Here is a 16,464-nt window from a genome sequence, read left to right on the forward strand (position 1 = left end):
TGTCTATATTGGCATTTATGGTATATTTCACGTACTTTTCAGTGCAATTATTCACTCACTCCATGAGTAAAAAGCAGAATTCAACACACACTTCAGATCACGACGACAGTCTGAGCGTAAGATTAGACAAATGGCTTTGGGCTGCACGCTTTTACAAAACACGTGCGATTGCTCGCGAAATGATTCTCGGGGGCAAAGTTCACTACAATGGCCAACGATGCAAACCTAGCAAAACCGTTGAGTTAGGTGCGACAATTAAATTCTCGCAAGGATTTGATGAAAAAATTGTCACCATTGAAAAAATTAGCGATCAAAGACGCGGTGCGCCAATTGCGCAAACGTTGTATCAGGAAACACAAGAGAGCGAGAAAAAGCGTGAAGAAAACGCTTGGGCACGTAAAAACAATGCCTTTTTCTCTCCTAGCCCTGAACAACGCCCTGATAAAAAGCAGCGTCGTGAGCTTATAAAATTTAAACATAGTTAACATTTATCAAGCAGTACGCTTGAAACAAGGTATCTGACCAATGCAGCAAGATTTATTACACAGATATATTTTTGAAAACCATGATGTACGTGGTGAGTTAGTACAACTTGATCAAACGTTTTCAGAGATAATCGAAAACCACAATTACCCAACTGAAGTCAAACAGTTGATCGGTGAGCTATTAGTAGCAACCTGTTTACTTACAGCAACGTTGAAGTTTGAAGGCGAAATTGCCGTTCAGCTACAAGGTGACGGGCCTGTAAAATATGCCGTGATTAATGGTAACCACCAGCAAACTATGCGAGGTATTGCCCGAATTCAAGGTGAGATTACAGATACTGGCGTGTTAAACCTAATTGGTAAAGGTCATATGGTTATTACCATTACCCCGCTTAAAGGCGAGCGCTACCAAGGTATTGTGCCTTTAGTGTCAAACAGCCTAGCAGAATGTTTAGAGCAGTACTTTCAACAGTCTGAACAACTGCGTACACGTATGTGGATTAGCACTGATGCTGACGCAGAAAAGTGTTCAGGCATGCTGCTACAAGTATTACCTGTGAACAAAGAAAAAGCGGAAGAAGATTTTACGCATTTAGAAGCATTAACAAATACCATTAAAGATGAAGAGTTATTAAATCTTGATGGTCATACAGTGTTAACGCGCCTTTATCATGAAGATAACCCGCGTTTATTTGATCCTCAACCAGTAAGTTTCCGCTGTGGCTGTAGCCGCGATAAAATTGCAGATGCAATTGTTAATGTTGGTAAAGATGCATTGCTTGAAGATGCGAAAGAACAAGGCGCTATTAAAATTAACTGCCAATATTGTTTAAAAGAATACCAATTTAACAAACGTGATATTGAAAACATTTTTAACTAATAAACAATGTTTTTTATTGAAAAAGCAGGCTAAATGCCTGCTTTTTTGTTATCTGAATTCGTTTAGCGTTTCACCAATACTAAGAACATCATAATTGCAATTAACTTGCCGCTAATTCCCTGCACAAAAAGTCTATAAAAAGTACAAAAACAAAATGACAACGGTGTCATAAGATCGATGCATATTGGGTATTTTAAAATGACACCGGTATCATGAAAAAAAATACATAAATCCCAGAAAAATCGCGGGTTTCAGCTTTGGTTTTACTCTAGTATTAAGATAGAATTGACGCTCGAATTTTATTCGATTTTATTTTACTACCCGTTCAAAACCCCTAGGAGTGTTTAAACTATGTCAGCTTTAGAAAACTCGATTGATTTGTCGCAATATGGCATTCACGATGTTTCAGAAATTGTTCACAATCCATCTTACGAGTTACTTTTTGCGGAAGAAACTAAAGCGGGCCTTGAAGGTTATGACAAAGGTGTCGAAACTGAATTAGGCGCAGTTAACGTAAAAACTGGTATCTTTACCGGTCGTTCACCAAAAGATAAGTACATCGTACGTGATGAAACCTCAGCTGACACTGTGTGGTGGTCTGATCAAGGTAAAAACGACAACAAACCAATGACTCCTGAAACTTGGTCACACCTAAAAGGTTTAGTGACTAAGCAACTATCAGGCAAGCGTCTTTTCGTAGTTGACACATTCTGTGGTGCGAACGAAGACACACGCCTTAAGGTGCGTTTTGTTACTGAAGTAGCATGGCAAGCACACTTCGTTAAAAACATGTTCATTCGCCCTTCTGAAGAAGAGCTAAAAGATTACGAGCCTGACTTCATCGTAATGAATGGCGCGAAAACCACGAATGACAAGTGGCAAGAACAGGGTCTTAACTCTGAAAACTTCGTTGCTTTCAACCTAACTGAGAAAATCCAATTAATTGGTGGTACTTGGTACGGTGGTGAAATGAAAAAAGGTATGTTCTCAATGATGAACTACTACCTTCCACTTAAAGGCATCGCATCAATGCACTGTAGTGCAAACGTTGGTAAAGGTGGCGACGTTGCTATTTTCTTCGGCCTTTCAGGAACTGGTAAAACAACACTTTCAACCGATCCTAAGCGTGAGCTAATTGGTGATGACGAACACGGTTGGGATGACAACGGCGTATTTAACTTTGAAGGTGGTTGTTACGCAAAAACAATTAACCTAAGCAAAGAAAATGAACCAGACATCTACAATGCAATCCGTCGTGATGCATTATTAGAAAACGTATCTGTTGATGAAAACGGCAAAATTGATTTTGACGATAATTCAACAACTGAAAACACGCGTGTTTCTTACCCAATCCACCACATTGATAACATTGTTAAGCCAGTATCAAAAGCAGGTCACGCGAAGAAAGTTATCTTCCTAACTGCTGATGCGTTTGGTGTATTACCACCAGTTGCTAAATTAACGCCTGAGCAAACGCAATACTACTTCTTATCAGGTTTCACTGCGAAGCTAGCGGGTACTGAGCGTGGTATTACTGAACCAACTCCTACGTTCTCAAGCTGTTTTGGTGCTGCGTTCTTATCACTTCATCCAACACAATACGCCGAAGTACTACAAAAGCGTATGGAAGCTGCTGGCGCTGAAGCTTACCTAGTAAACACAGGTTGGAACGGCACAGGCAAACGTATTTCAATTAAAGCGACGCGCGCAATCATTGACGCTATCTTAGATGGCTCTATCGATAACGCAGAAACTGAAATCGTGCCACTATTTAACCTTGAAGTACCTAAGTCACTCGAAGGTGTTGAAGGTGATATTCTTGATCCTCGTAACACTTACGAAGATGCAAGCGTATGGACTGATAAAGCAACAGACCTTGCTAAGCGTTTTGTTGATAACTTTGATAAGTTCACTGACACAGAAAACGGCAAGGCGCTTGTAGCGGCAGGCCCAAAACTTTAATTAAGTCATTCTCCTTAATTAAAAAAGCCAGCATTTAGCTGGCTTTTTGTTTTATATACGAACCATACGCATCGATTATGACAGTAAGAACTGAAGAATAAATAGCAGCGTTTGCAGCAATATTAAAACAACTGTCTTTAGCTTCCCCATCATTTACTCCGACTTACTTGTTGAAACTTTTAATTCGCTAATCGCGACTTCAAGGCGCTTTATTTCACGCATTAAACTACTTCGATTCATTTCGTTATAAAGCCAACTTTTAGCGGCAATATGAAATTGAAAACTAAAAATTGCGAGTACTCCCCAAAATAGTTGCGTATCTGCTGCTTGCGTAAAAAATTGATAGACAAGATAAGTAAGCCCGATAAAATTTATTAATACAAATACATTTACTAATATAAACCAAGGTCGCATCGCGCCTTTTAAACCCGCATTTAGCAATGCGCCTAGCCCATTATTTTGTTCCGCTAAAATGCGGTCGATTTCAGCTGAATCCGCATCGAGTTGTTTAACAATTCTTTCGTCAATATTCATCTTGCTCATCCTCTACACTCTGTTGTAACGCTTTTCTGGCACGATATAGTCTCGATTTAACAGTACCTAATGGTACTTCTAATACCTCGGCTATTTGTGTCAATTGCATTTCTTCCAAATAGAACAAATGTATAACCTGCTTATCTATATCTGGAAGCCGCTCTATCAACGATCCGATATCTCTGCTTTCAGGTTTAGTTGAAGTGACAATATCAAGCACATCTATATCGTTTGCGATAATCTCTTTATCTCGCTTTGCGGCGCGCATTAAGTCATATACGCTCCAGCGGACGGTTTTAAACAACCAACTTTTGAATGCCCTTGGGTCATTTAATTTGTGAAGGTTATTTGCGAGTTTTAACCATGCATTTTGCACTGCATCATGAACTATTTGCGGGTCGCTCGATAGTTTATACGCAAAGCGAGTTACGGCTTTTTGGTAGTGACGACACAGATAGGTGAACGCTTCTGTGTTCCCTGATTGAGCCGCTAAGACCAATAACTCCTCCTGCGCTTGATGCATTTACACTTCCAAAGTAGATTGTTTGATTATCAAGACGTGAGCGTTCGAGCAAAGGTTCACGCAGATAGAATTAAATTTCCCTTGAGGTACTTAAATGACGATACACCAGTTTTATTATGCATGTGGTCTAATATAACGCTAAATAAATACTTTGCTCGCCATTTACATTCATCCTACATGGATAAATTTAGCGCAATGAATGATATATTTAGTAAGCAAAATGGTGAGTGAATAATTGAATTGGTATTAGGTTTTACTAGGAATAATAAATCTTAAAAGTTAAATGAAGTTGTCGCTAAAGCTAATCAGGCTCTTTTACATCAAAGATATCTAGCATTACCTCAAATACATTTTCAATTAGCGTCATTTGCCGCTCTGCCGCCTGCATTTCTCTTTTCTCGCTTATACAATCATTATATTGCACTTCTATCACAGCCATAGGCAGTGTTTGGTTTTGAAACGCATTTTCTCGACACTCTCTGATGTCACGCTGCTTCAAACCAGTTGAACAACTAGCACTTATTAGCAGTAAGAAAATACATACACAATTTTTCACGCATATCCCTTATTTTTTCTTTAAATACTTATTCAATGAATTTTTCAGCAATATTTCATTATCTGATTTTTCACCTGGACATGGAAAGCCAGATGATGACGGCATGTCCATACTACCCATTTCAGAACTGCTATCGACAAGATAACACTTACCTTTATATTTTATTGTCTTACGTGATGAGGTTGCACTACCAACCACAACTTCAGCTTTCGCGTTAACTAGATCTTGATATTTTTGCGACGGCTTAATTTTGACTTTAGGTTGGCTTATCTGGTTATTGAATTGTTGCGATTTAAAATAAGCCTGCTGTTCTTTTTCTATTACATTCTCGAGGCTCTTGTAACGATTAAACTTTATGACTTTAGTCTTGTTAGTTGACTTTCCCTGAGTTTTAGGTACGCTTTTCAACGGATTTTCAGTGCTTTTTTGTACTGGTGGTTCTGCAACTTTTGAGGTTTTATTTTCCTGCCCAACAACTGCTTTTTTTAAAATTTTTTCAGGTATTTCTTGTTGTTTAGGTTCAGGCTTTTGCTCATCTTTAGGTTTCACCATTTCAGCAAGAATTTTGCGCTGCTGCGCGACGGGAATAATGTACGTTTTAAGAGACGCTTCCTGTTTTGAACTTGGCTGTTTGAATGTTTGAGTTACCAATAAGTAGCCTAGAACAAAGTGTACGCTAATAGAGGTCAGCAATGCCATTTGCTTAGAACGCACAGCAACACCTTTTAAAAATTTATAATTATTATGAATATGTTAGGAGTCTTGCAAGGGGTTAAAGTTCAGCGAATAAAACCTAAACAATGTAAGAAATCGTAAGTAAGCAGTAAGCAGTAAGCAGTAAGCAGTAAGCAGTAAGCAGTAAGCAGTAAGCAGTAAGCAGTAATTATTGTCACAACCTTACCCAAAGAGCCAGTTAATACTAAACATTCACAAATAGTAACTGTGCTGCCATCTTTGGAAATGGTCTTCTTATCATGTGCGTGTAGCTTAGTAGTACGCTAAATGAATTTACCGTAGATTGACTGCTTAACCTACAACTTAATTTGCTTTATTCCAAACGTAAAAAACCCCGACCAAGGCCGGGGTTTTTAGCGTTTACTTAATTAATAAAAATTAAGCAATAACGTCTACTAAAGTCCAAGATTTGTTCTTAGAAATAGGAGCACATTCACGAATAGTAACTGTGTTGCCTACTTTAGCAGTGTTGTTCTCATCGTGTGCGTGTAGCTTAGTAGTACGCTTGATGAATTTACCATAGATTGGGTGCTTCACCTGACGTTCAACAGCAACAACGATAGACTTGTCCATCTTGTCACTAACTACGCGACCTTGTAGAGTACGGATTTTATCGCTCATTATGCACCTGCCTTCTGGTTGATAACCGTTTTAACACGCGCGATATCGCGACGTACTTTACGTAGTAAATGAGACTGAGCTAGCTGACCAGTGCTCGCTTGCATGCGCAGGTTAAACTGCTCACGAAGAAGCTCTAGAAGTTCAGTGTTTAGCTCTTCTACGCTCTTGTCTTTTAATTCGCTAGCTTTCATTACATTACCGTCCGAGTTACGAATGTTGTCTTGAATGGTAGTTTACGAGCAGCAAGGTCAAACGCTTCACGAGCAAGCTCTTCAGAAACACCTTCCATTTCGTAAAGTACTTTACCAGGCTGAATTTCAGCAACCCAGTATTCTACGCTACCTTTACCTTTACCCATACGAACTTCAAGCGGTTTGTTTGTAATTGGCTTATCTGGGAACACACGGATCCAGATTTTACCTTGACGCTTGATGTGACGAGTCATAGCACGACGAGCTGCTTCGATTTGACGAGCAGTCATACGGCCACGGCCAGTCGCTTTAAGGCCGAATGAGCCGAAGCTAACTTTGTTACCGTTTTGCGCTAAACCGCGGTTGCGGCCTTTGTGCATTTTACGGAATTTTGTACGTTTTGGCTGTAACATTGATCGCTACCCCTTACTTAGCTTTACGAGCTTTTTTCGGTGCACGCTTAGCTGGCTTCTCAGCTTCTTGTTTCAGTGGAAGACCACCGATAACTTCGCCTTTGAAGATCCAAACTTTAACACCGATGATGCCGTAAGTAGTTAAAGCTTCTGAAGTTGCGTAATCGATATCAGCACGTAGAGTGTGTAGAGGTACACGACCTTCACGGTACCACTCAGAACGTGCGATTTCAGCGCCGCCTAAACGACCGCTAACTTCAACCTTAATACCTTTAGCGCCTAGACGCATTGCGTTTTGTACCGCGCGCTTCATAGCACGACGGAACATTACACGGCGCTCAAGCTGTGAAGAGATGCTGTCAGCTACAAGCTGTGCGTCTAACTCTGGCTTACGAACTTCAGAAATATTGATCTGAGCCGGAACACCTGCAAGTTTAGTCACTGCTTGACGTAGCTTCTCAACGTCTTCGCCTTTTTTACCGATAACAACACCAGGACGAGCTGTGTGAATTGTTACACGGATTGATTTCGCTGGACGTTCGATAACGATTTTAGACACAGAAGCCGCTTTTAATTCCTTTGTAAGGAAAGTACGAACTTTGTGATCGCCAAATAGCGTCTCAGAGTAGTCTTTTGTATTCGCGTACCAAGTAGATACCCAAGGTTTTGAGATACCTAGGCGAATACCAGTAGGGTGTACTTTTTGTCCCATTAGTTAATCTCCTAGTTATCTGAAACCACAACAGTGATGTGGCTAGTACGCTTAAGGATGCGATCCGCACGACCTTTAGCACGTGGACGAATACGTTTCATTGTAGGACCTTCGTCTACAAAAACTTTCGACACTTTAAGCTCATCAATGTCAGCACCTTCGTTATGCTCTGCATTCGCAATAGCAGACTCTAGTACTTTCTTAACTAAAACAGCCGCTGATTTAGGGCTGTACGCCAGTATTTCTAGCGCGCGATCAACAGGTAGTCCACGGACTTGATCTGCAACTAAACGTGCTTTTTGCGCTGAACCAGAGGCGAATTTGTGTTTAGCTAATGCTTCCATCATATTCCCCTATTAACGCTTTTTAGCTTTCTTATCAGCAGCATGGCCGCGATAAGTACGTGTAGGTGCAAATTCACCTAGTTTGTGACCGATCATTTCGTCCGAAACAAATACAGGGACGTGCTGACGACCATTATGGACAGCGATGGTCAATCCGATCATATTAGGGATGATCATTGAACGACGGCTCCAAGTCTTTATAGGCTTCTTGTCACCGCTTTCCAACGCCTTCTCTACCTTCTTCAGCAAGTGTAGGTCAATGAATGGACCCTTCTTGAGAGAACGTGGCATGGCAATTCCTCAACTATTACTTAGTACGACGACGTACGATAAATTTATCAGTACGCTTGTTCTTACGTGTCTTAGCACCTTTGGTAGGCTTACCCCATGGAGACACAGGATGACGACCACCAGAAGTACGACCTTCACCACCACCGTGTGGGTGGTCTACTGGGTTCATGGCAACACCACGAACTGTAGGACGAACACCACGCCAACGGTTAGCACCAGCTTTACCTAGTGAACGAAGCATGTGTTCTGCGTTACCTACTTCACCTAAAGTTGCGCGACAATCCGCTTCAACTTTACGCATCTCGCCTGAACGTAGACGAAGTGTTACGTACTGACCTTCACGAGCAAGGATCTGAACGTATGCACCCGCTGAACGAGCGATTTGAGCACCTTTACCAGGCTTAAGCTCAACGTTGTGAACAGTAGAACCTACAGGCATGTTACGCATTGGCAATGTATTACCAACCTTAATCGGTGCATCAACACCAGATTGGATTGCATCACCAGCTTTAAGGCCTTTAGGTGCGATGATGTAACGACGCTCACCGTCTGCATATAATACAAGAGCGATGTTTGCGCTACGGTTTGGATCGTATTCTAAACGCTCAACTTTAGCCGGAATACCGTCTTTAGTGCGTTTAAAATCGATTACACGGTAATGATGCTTATGACCACCACCAATGTGACGAACCGTGATACGACCGTTGTTGTTACGACCACCTGATTTAGAGTTTTTCTCTAGTAGCGGAGCGTATGGCTTACCCTTGTGTAGATCAGGGTTAACCACTTTAACGACGTGACGACGACCCGCAGAAGTTGGTTTACACTTTTGAAGTGCCATAATTCTAACTCCTTAAATTACTCGGCGCCGCCGACAAAGTCTAATTCGCTGCCTTCTTTAAGAGTAACGTAAGCTTTTTTCCAATCAGAACGCTGACCGAAACGCATACCAGTGCGCTTTTTCTTACCCTTAACAACAAGCGAACGAACACCCGTTACTTCAACTTCGAAAAGTTTTTCTACAGCTGCTTTAATTTCAGCTTTAGTTGCATCTTTAGCTACTTTGAACACGATAGTGTTACTAGTTTCAGCATTGATAGTACTTTTCTCAGAGATGTGCGGAGCACGTAGAACTTTTAATAAACGTTCTTCAGAGATCATGCTAATGCCTCCTCAAGTTGCTTAACAGCTGCTGCTGTAATAAGAACCTTATCGAAAGCAATTAAGCTTACTGGGTCAATGCCCGCAACGTCACGTACGTCTACTTTGTATAGGTTACGTGAAGATAAGAATAGGTTCTCATCAACTTCTTCAGTTACGATTAGAACATCTTTAAGCTCTAGCTCTTTAAGCTTGCTTACTAGTTCTTTAGTCTTTGGTGCTTCTAGACCAAAGTTTTCAACAACTACTAAACGCTCTTGACGAACTAGTTCAGATAGGATGCTTTGAATCGCACCGCGATACATCTTACGGTTAACTTTTTGGCTGTGATCTTGCGGCTTAGCTGCAAAGCTCACACCACCGCTGCGCCAGATTGGGCTGCGGATTGTACCAGCACGCGCACGGCCAGTACCTTTTTGACGAAATGGTTTCTTACCGCCACCACTTACTTCAGAACGTGTCTTCTGAGCTTTAGTACCTTGACGAGCACCTGCTGCGTATGCAACAACTACTTGGTGTACTAATGCTTCGTTAAACTCACGACCAAAAGTAGCTTCGGAAACCTCAAGAGCGCCTGATGCGTCTTTTAACGTTAATTCCATCACTAAATCTCCAGGACTTAAGCTTTAACAGCTGGTTTAACGATTACGTCGCCATTTACTGCGCCAGGTACTGCACCTTTAACAAGTAATAGACCACGTTCTGCGTCAACACGAACAACTTCTAGGTTTTGAGTCGTTACACGCTCAGCACCCATGTGACCGGCCATTTTCTTACCTTTAAATACTTTACCAGGTGATTGGTTTTGACCAATTGAACCCGGAGCACGGTGAGATAATGAGTTACCGTGAGTAGCGTCTTGCATGCTGAAGTTCCAGCGCTTAACACCACCTTGGAAGCCTTTACCTTTAGAAGTACCAGTTACGTCAACTTTTGCAACGTCATTGAATACTTCAACAGTAATTTCGTTACCAACTTCGAAGTCACCTTCGTCGCCAGATAGACGGAATTCCCACAGACCACGACCAGCCTCAACACCAGCTTTAGCGAAGTGACCCGCTTCTGGTTTGTTTACACGGCTAGCTTTCTTCTCGCCTGCAGTCACTTGAAGCGCGTTATAACCGTCAGTAGCTTCAGATTTAACCTGAGTTACACGGTTTGGCGTCGCTTCGATAACGGTTACTGGGATTGAAACGCCATCTTCAGTGAAGATACGAGTCATGCCCACTTTACGACCGATTAGACCTAATGCCATTTTCCTAAAACCTCTCTAATCTTCCGATTAACCCAGGCTGATTTGAACATCAACACCAGCAGCAAGGTCTAAACGCATTAGTGCGTCTACAGTCTTGTCAGTTGGTTCTACGATGTCGATCAGACGTTTGTGGGTGCGGATTTCGTACTGATCACGCGCGTCTTTGTTAACGTGCGGAGAAACAAGTACAGTGAAACGCTCTTTGCGCGTAGGTAGTGGGATTGGACCACGAACCTGAGCACCAGTGCGCTTAGCAGTTTCCACGATTTCCAACGTTGATTGGTCAATCAAACGATGGTCAAAAGCTTTTAGGCGAATACGAATGCGTTGATTTGACATTCAATTAAACCTCAATAAAAAGAGCATTTTAAAAAGAGCATAAAAAAACCGTCAACTCATCCAAAAAATTGGAAAGCGACAATCTTCTTATATCTTACCTTTGAACTCCAAATCGGAGTTCCTGTTCATGGGCTTGAAATCCAAGCCTCTATCTTTAACTTTCAAAGCTTGTAAGCGAACTCACAATTTTGAAAGTTTGCGTATTATAGTGATATTGATGATAAATGCAACAGTTTTTTTGAGACAGGGTTTAGGGTTTAGGGTTTAGGGTTTAGGGTTTAGGGTTTAGGGTTTAGGGTTTAGGGTTTAGGGTTTAGGGTTTAGGGTTTAGCAGATAATCTGAAGTCATAAACCTTAAGACTCAAGAATCTTAATGAGGGAAATAAAATGGGGGGTGGATAAATCCCCCATTTGGTCCAAAGAAAATCGCAATGTTAAATATCAATGCGATGAGCCTAGACTACTGACTGAGCGCCCTATTCTCTAGGCTAAAGTGATAATACGAACAAATTTGGTGACAAACGGCGAAACTATTTCAATTGTCAACTTTACTGTAACAATTAGATTTAATTTAAAAAGTACTTAGCCACCATACTGCACTTCGACTGCAGTAGCAGTCTCATTCATAAACTCTTCCGCAGCTCGACGCTCTCTGTCTTTAGCTTCTTTACTTACATCTCGGCAATTAGTGCGTCTAATATTTGAGCCAAGCCTTGCTTGTTGTGTGCATTTTAACTTTACTTTCTTTCGCTCTGCGACTTTTGCTACTTCTTCGGGAGTTGCCTCAGTGAGTTTATTATCTGTTACTTCCTGAGTAGTAGAGTTACAGGCTGTTAATATTGCACAAGCGGCCATTAAAATTACATTAAAGGATTTCATTTTTTCCATTCTCCAAAATAAAAATACCGGCTTAAAGCCGGTATTGTGTTTTTAAATATGTATTAAAATTGTGCTTCTAACCCAACAAACCACTCACGTCCATTTGGAAAATGGTATGAGCGTGAATAATGAGGCCAGCCATAATCGGTGTAGTCAGGCTTAGGACCTTCATCTGTAATGTTATTTACACCTACTTTAAGTACAGAATTGTAATAAGGTAGGTTATAACTTGCCGTCCAGTTCAAAGTCGTTAAGCTGTCTATTTTAGTTGAGTATCCAAAATCAGGGTCATCACGGAATGTTTCAACATTATCACCATTCATTTCTCCAACATAACGTACTGATAATGTTGTAGCAAAATCTGAAATGTTGTAACTGATTGAGCCTGTTGAACGCCACTCAGGAACACTTGAGTCAGCAATGTTATCGATCACAGGATCTGTTGATGTAGTTTGCTCTTCATATTTGCTTAAATATGATAAATCACCCTTAAACTTAAGTTCACCAGCAGAAGATAAGTCAAGATTATATGTAAATGACGTATCAACACCTGCAGTTGTTTGATTAGATAAGTTTTGAGCTGTTTGGTTAATAAATGTGATTACACCTGTGTTATCACGTGTAATTAAGTTACCGTAAATATCAGGGTTGTTAGCAATCTCTTGTGATGTCAAAGTTGAAACAATGTCATCGATCTGAACTTCCCAAATATCCATTGTTACACTCCAGCTCTCACCAGAGTAAACAAAACCAACATTCCAGTTTGAACCAGTCTCAGGATCTAAGTCTGCATTTGGACCTGAAAGTGATGTGATATAAAGCTCACCATTACATGCAGGGATTGAACTATTTGGATCTACGCTACCACCTTGTGCGGTACAACCTTGTGGGTCTGTAATTTGGCTAAAACCAGTTGAAGTGTCACCGTATACACGTTGCATGTCTGGTGCACGGAATGTTGACGCCCAAAGAGCACGAATTAGTAGCTCTTCCATAGGACGGTATTCCGCACTGATTTGAGGTGAGAAACGACTACCAAAATCACTAAAGTCATCATGTCGGCCAGCAAGTGTAACATTTAAGCTATCAATAACTGGAATTAGAACCTCACCATAAGCAGCCCAGTAATCGCGGCCGCCCTGACCTGACGCTCCGCCTGTTGAAAGCACTCCACGACGCTGACGTTCTTCATCAGCAACATCATAAAACCATTCTCGCGTACTTTCTAAACCAAACGCCCAGCTAACGTCGCCCGCAGGTAATTCAAACGTTGTACCATTTAAGCCAAGTTGGAACGAAGATATATTCGATTCAGCTTCCGACCAACCAGTATACTTTGATTCAGCAACTTGTGCACTTGAAAGAGGGTTTAATAATGAATGACCATTTCCAGCTGTTAGGACATTGTAGAAATCACCCACTGATGCATAACCACGATTGAATACCATAACTTCAGAACGACCAAAGTTATAAGAGAAATCATAACCAATATCATCTGTAAGGTCTCCACGGAAACCTGTTACAAAATTATAAACCTTTGTTGAAACATCGGTAATTCGATTACCATATTCTTTCAAACGACGGCGGTACTCATAGTTACCATCGCCTAAGCCTGCAAAGTCGCCATTAAAAGCAGTGCGTTTATCAAAAGTTGTAGATAAATCGTTGAATGCAGTAAGTGAAGGGTCAACTGTAACTATTAGGTCATTTCCATCGACCTCAAACTTATAGTCATTAATTGCCATTGGCTCGATATTCGTTATTGAACCAGAGCTAGTAAAATCTGTCCGGCCATAAAATTCATGACTATCATTCAATTCATAATGGAAATTTACCATTGATGATAAACGATCCTGTTCCGGAAGCAGATCACGCCACGCGGAGCGATCGAAGCCACAGAAGCTACCCCAATACTTGTAACCTTGTGCATTACATTCCTCTTCAGGTAAAGAATAACCACCTGGGCCAGCGATACGAGCACCGTAACTTGAATACGAATTAAATGGATGATCTCCAAACGCTAAATCTGTATGAATATCGAAATTCTCACGATCTGTTGCTTTTAATTGTTCTTTTTGATCATACTCAAGTAAAAATGTGATATTGCCTTTATCTGAAGATGAGCCAACTGTTAGAGCAACATTATCTTGGGCGCGTCCCCCTTCGAACGTATCACCTGTACGAAGTTTTAGACCTACTCCATCATAATCTTTTTTAAGGATGATATTGATAACACCACCCATTGCATCAGAACCATAGATTGCAGATGCACCAGTTGTTAGAACGTCAATACGCTCTACAGCAGCGAGTGGTAAATTAGCTGTATCGATAAAGTTGCTTGTACCACCTGCAGCTTTTGGATATTTCATTAAACGCTTACCATCAATAAGCGTTAAGCTACGGCCCATACCTGCACCACGCAAGTTTACGCCTGAAGCTGCTGGTGTAAAGCCATGTACGGATTGGCCCGTCATCGAACCACCTGTATTCTGAGCTAAGCTATCAAGCACATCTTGGACTGATGAAAAACCACGACTTTCCATTTCGACAGAAGTTAACGTTACTACTGGTGAAGCAGCTTCCATATCAGTTCGTTTGATACGAGAACCGGTTACTTGAATGCGTTCGACCTCATTAGCTGAAGCTTCCTCAGCAGCAGATAAATTAAAATTTGTACCTGCAAGCAGCGCTGATGTCATTGCTATTTTTAGCGCTGATTTTTTAAACTTATTCATTAATAATCTCCCTGGATTTAAGTTGCATCTTTATTAGTTAGCGATGCAATCTGTTACAAACTAAATACAAGGTAGAGCTGTTGCTAGCGAAAATACGCAAGAGGCGACTTTTTAAATTTAAGCGGCCACCCTCACCACTCCAGTTACAACTTCATTAACATTTTTTACATAAGCTTTATATTTCAAGCCATGCCAACCTAACAACCACTAACATTTTGTTACTCCTTGTTACCCAAAAAGACTAACACCAAGATCAAATCAATGACAAAATACACATACCTTATAGTTAGAAGGAACTTGCGTAATGAGAAAGTTTAGTCTCGTTATTGCAGACGAAAAAGAAAGCAATAAATCTGTGCTAAAAGCACTTTTAAAGGAGCATGCAAACTTTGAGGCAATCGCTTTGGCGTTTGACTGGTCCGAAGTAATCAGCATCGTAAACACGATGCAAGCTGACGTTCTTTTTATTAATCACAACTTGCTGCCTGATTTAGACGCATTAGAAACATTGACTCAAGAATGCCCCGAATATACACAGATCGTTTACCTTGGAGAGTCAGAAGCAGAAGCAATTTACGCATTCGAACATGATTTCGCTGACTATCTTTTATTCCCATGCGATAGAAATAGATTTAACAAGTGCATTAAAAAGCTTTCATCACGACTCAATAACAACAAGCAACTTCCTTTTGAGAATATTCAAACCTTAATTAGTCAATTAAATACGAGTGATCAAACACTGATAGTAAAAGATTCTGGAAGAATTAAGCTAATTGATTGTAACGATATCATTTGGGTTGGCGGAGCTGGTAACTATGTCGAACTGTATTTAGTGAATGAAGACCGCCCTACACTTCACAGAGAAACACTATCTGCTATGGAAACCAAACTAGCTGATTTAGGGTTTATACGCATTCATCGTAGTGTAATTGTCAGGAAAAAGTGTATCGCCGAGCTCAAACCAACTGACAGCGGCGATTATCAGGTTACTTTACGCAATGGCCATCAACTTAGCCTTTCAAGACGATATAAATCATCAATGACAGGTATCATCTAATAACTACGATATAATTCATGTGATAAGTGTTTGTATGATATAAATAGTTTGTTTGTGCTAATATGAACAAATAAAAGATAACTCGTATAAACACTTGTCTATGAAGCTTATTAAAATCTCACCAATCGTAGCCTTAAGTACCTTGCTATTTGGATGTCAATCAAATGACTTCAAGCGAGAAGGTGAAATTAGCACCATTACTGATGCAGAAACTAAACTTCAGAAAACCATTGAAGATAAATCGTGTGATGCTAGCTATCAATGCCGTGTAATCTCCTATGGTGAACGCGCATGCGGCGGCCCGAGTCGCTTTGATATTTACTCAATTAAGACAAGCAAACAAGAAGACATTGAATTCTTGGCAACTGAAATAACATCCTTTGAACAAGCTTACAATCAAAAAAACGAAGCATTTTCTACCTGTGAGCATAATCCAGCACCTCAAACGCTTTGCTTGAACAAAAAGTGTGAAGTAATAAAAAGGGAATGATTCAAATCGCTGACATTACTAAATTTTAATTTTGTAGATAAACCAATTACTCTTGGTTAGGCACAGTCTATCAAACAGAAAACCCCTTATTTCTAGTAAGCTAGTACCTGAAAACAGGTCTACTACGCTTCACTAACTAAGCTCAACTCATAATCACTTGTATACCTTCCACAAATCGCTCAATGAACAGAAGCCGAAATAGCTTAGTCTAAAGGATTCAGGATTCAGGATTCAGGATTCAGGATTCAGGATTCAGGATTCAGGATTCAGGATTCAGGATTCAGGATTCAGGATTCAGGAT

Annotated in this window: 22 protein-coding genes; 5 read left to right on the forward strand and 17 right to left on the reverse strand. The window is 40.6% G+C overall.

The annotated features are described in order from the left end of the window. Positions 1–62 precede the first annotated feature (62 nt). The 3 genes from hslR (at position 63) to pckA (ending at position 3,327) form a co-directional block, all read left to right on the forward strand. On the forward strand, positions 63–485 hold the full coding sequence (gene hslR, locus AN214_RS06625; protein ID WP_010561253.1) for a ribosome-associated heat shock protein Hsp15: 423 nt from the start codon (positions 63–65) through the stop codon (positions 483–485). A gap of 40 nt (positions 486–525) precedes the next feature. Further along, positions 526–1,365 (forward strand): Hsp33 family molecular chaperone HslO, encoded by an 840-nt coding sequence (hslO, locus tag AN214_RS06630; protein WP_054978995.1) that lies wholly within the window; start codon positions 526–528, stop codon positions 1,363–1,365. A gap of 351 nt (positions 1,366–1,716) precedes the next feature. After that, on the forward strand, positions 1,717–3,327 hold the full coding sequence (pckA, locus tag AN214_RS06635) for a phosphoenolpyruvate carboxykinase (ATP) (protein ID WP_054978996.1): 1,611 nt from the start codon (positions 1,717–1,719) through the stop codon (positions 3,325–3,327). Between the two features lie 153 nt (positions 3,328–3,480). Here the strand turns inward: pckA and AN214_RS06640 are convergent, their stop codons facing one another. From AN214_RS06640 to AN214_RS06725, 17 genes are all read right to left on the reverse strand, one after another. After that, complete coding sequence (locus tag AN214_RS06640) at positions 3,481–3,861, reverse strand: DUF6768 family protein (protein ID WP_054978997.1); 381 nt, start codon at positions 3,859–3,861, stop codon at positions 3,481–3,483. Continuing rightward, the gene (locus AN214_RS06645) at positions 3,851–4,384 is read right to left on the reverse strand and encodes an RNA polymerase sigma factor (RefSeq protein ID WP_054978998.1); all 534 of its coding nucleotides are present in this window, start codon (positions 4,382–4,384) and stop codon (positions 3,851–3,853) included. The genes AN214_RS06640 and AN214_RS06645 overlap by 11 nt, the downstream gene beginning before the upstream one ends. 301 nt (positions 4,385–4,685) lie before the next feature. Then, complete coding sequence (locus AN214_RS06655) at positions 4,686–4,940, reverse strand: hypothetical protein (protein ID WP_054979000.1); 255 nt, start codon at positions 4,938–4,940, stop codon at positions 4,686–4,688. Between the two features lie 9 nt (positions 4,941–4,949). Continuing rightward, a complete protein-coding gene (locus AN214_RS06660; RefSeq protein WP_152960729.1) occupies positions 4,950–5,591 on the reverse strand; it encodes a hypothetical protein in 642 nt (213 codons plus the stop codon). 462 nt (positions 5,592–6,053) lie between these two features. Continuing rightward, positions 6,054–6,296, reverse strand: a complete 243-nt coding sequence (rpsQ, locus tag AN214_RS06665; RefSeq protein WP_054979002.1) for a 30S ribosomal protein S17 — start codon at positions 6,294–6,296, stop codon at positions 6,054–6,056. Next, positions 6,296–6,487, reverse strand: coding sequence for a 50S ribosomal protein L29 (rpmC, locus tag AN214_RS06670; RefSeq protein ID WP_010561265.1), 192 nt, complete (start codon positions 6,485–6,487; stop codon positions 6,296–6,298). The genes rpsQ and rpmC overlap by 1 nt, the downstream gene beginning before the upstream one ends. Next, positions 6,487–6,900: a 50S ribosomal protein L16 gene (rplP, locus tag AN214_RS06675; protein ID WP_010561266.1), complete on the reverse strand. Its 414-nt coding sequence runs from the start codon at positions 6,898–6,900 to the stop codon at positions 6,487–6,489. The genes rpmC and rplP overlap by 1 nt, the downstream gene beginning before the upstream one ends. A 13-nt stretch (positions 6,901–6,913) precedes the next feature. Further along, the gene (rpsC, locus tag AN214_RS06680; protein WP_010561267.1) at positions 6,914–7,612 is read right to left on the reverse strand and encodes a 30S ribosomal protein S3; all 699 of its coding nucleotides are present in this window, start codon (positions 7,610–7,612) and stop codon (positions 6,914–6,916) included. Positions 7,613–7,623: 11 nt separating this feature from the next. Further along, positions 7,624–7,956 carry a 50S ribosomal protein L22 gene (gene rplV / locus AN214_RS06685; RefSeq protein ID WP_054979003.1) on the reverse strand — a complete coding sequence of 111 codons (333 nt, stop codon included), beginning with the start codon at positions 7,954–7,956 and terminating at the stop codon, positions 7,624–7,626. Between the two features lie 12 nt (positions 7,957–7,968). Then, a complete protein-coding gene (gene rpsS / locus AN214_RS06690) occupies positions 7,969–8,247 on the reverse strand; it encodes a 30S ribosomal protein S19 (protein WP_010561269.1) in 279 nt (92 codons plus the stop codon). A 16-nt stretch (positions 8,248–8,263) separates the two neighbouring features. Further along, complete coding sequence (gene rplB, locus AN214_RS06695) at positions 8,264–9,088, reverse strand: 50S ribosomal protein L2 (protein ID WP_054979004.1); 825 nt, start codon at positions 9,086–9,088, stop codon at positions 8,264–8,266. Between the two features lie 17 nt (positions 9,089–9,105). After that, entirely contained in the window at positions 9,106–9,408 is a 303-nt protein-coding gene (gene rplW / locus AN214_RS06700) for a 50S ribosomal protein L23 (RefSeq protein WP_054979005.1), read from the reverse strand. Beyond that, a complete protein-coding gene (gene rplD, locus AN214_RS06705; RefSeq protein ID WP_054979006.1) occupies positions 9,405–10,010 on the reverse strand; it encodes a 50S ribosomal protein L4 in 606 nt (201 codons plus the stop codon). The genes rplW and rplD overlap by 4 nt, the downstream gene beginning before the upstream one ends. A gap of 17 nt (positions 10,011–10,027) precedes the next feature. Continuing rightward, positions 10,028–10,663 carry a 50S ribosomal protein L3 gene (gene rplC / locus AN214_RS06710; protein WP_054979007.1) on the reverse strand — a complete coding sequence of 212 codons (636 nt, stop codon included), beginning with the start codon at positions 10,661–10,663 and terminating at the stop codon, positions 10,028–10,030. A gap of 27 nt (positions 10,664–10,690) precedes the next feature. Next, on the reverse strand, positions 10,691–11,002 hold the full coding sequence (rpsJ, locus tag AN214_RS06715) for a 30S ribosomal protein S10 (RefSeq protein WP_010561274.1): 312 nt from the start codon (positions 11,000–11,002) through the stop codon (positions 10,691–10,693). A gap of 582 nt (positions 11,003–11,584) precedes the next feature. Further along, a complete protein-coding gene (locus tag AN214_RS06720) occupies positions 11,585–11,881 on the reverse strand; it encodes a hypothetical protein (RefSeq protein WP_152960730.1) in 297 nt (98 codons plus the stop codon). A gap of 62 nt (positions 11,882–11,943) precedes the next feature. Next, positions 11,944–14,616, reverse strand: a complete 2,673-nt coding sequence (locus AN214_RS06725; RefSeq protein ID WP_054979009.1) for a TonB-dependent siderophore receptor — start codon at positions 14,614–14,616, stop codon at positions 11,944–11,946. A gap of 304 nt (positions 14,617–14,920) precedes the next feature. On the opposite strand from AN214_RS06725, the gene AN214_RS06730 reads away from it, so the two are divergent. After that, positions 14,921–15,673 carry a LytTR family DNA-binding domain-containing protein gene (locus AN214_RS06730; protein ID WP_054979010.1) on the forward strand — a complete coding sequence of 251 codons (753 nt, stop codon included), beginning with the start codon at positions 14,921–14,923 and terminating at the stop codon, positions 15,671–15,673. Between the two features lie 100 nt (positions 15,674–15,773). Beyond that, positions 15,774–16,163, forward strand: a complete 390-nt coding sequence (locus AN214_RS06735) for a hypothetical protein (protein WP_054979011.1) — start codon at positions 15,774–15,776, stop codon at positions 16,161–16,163. Positions 16,164–16,464: the final 301 nt, after the last annotated feature.

It is taken from the genome of Pseudoalteromonas sp. P1-9 (assembly GCF_001399975.1).
Classification (GTDB): Bacteria; Pseudomonadota; Gammaproteobacteria; order Enterobacterales; family Alteromonadaceae; genus Pseudoalteromonas.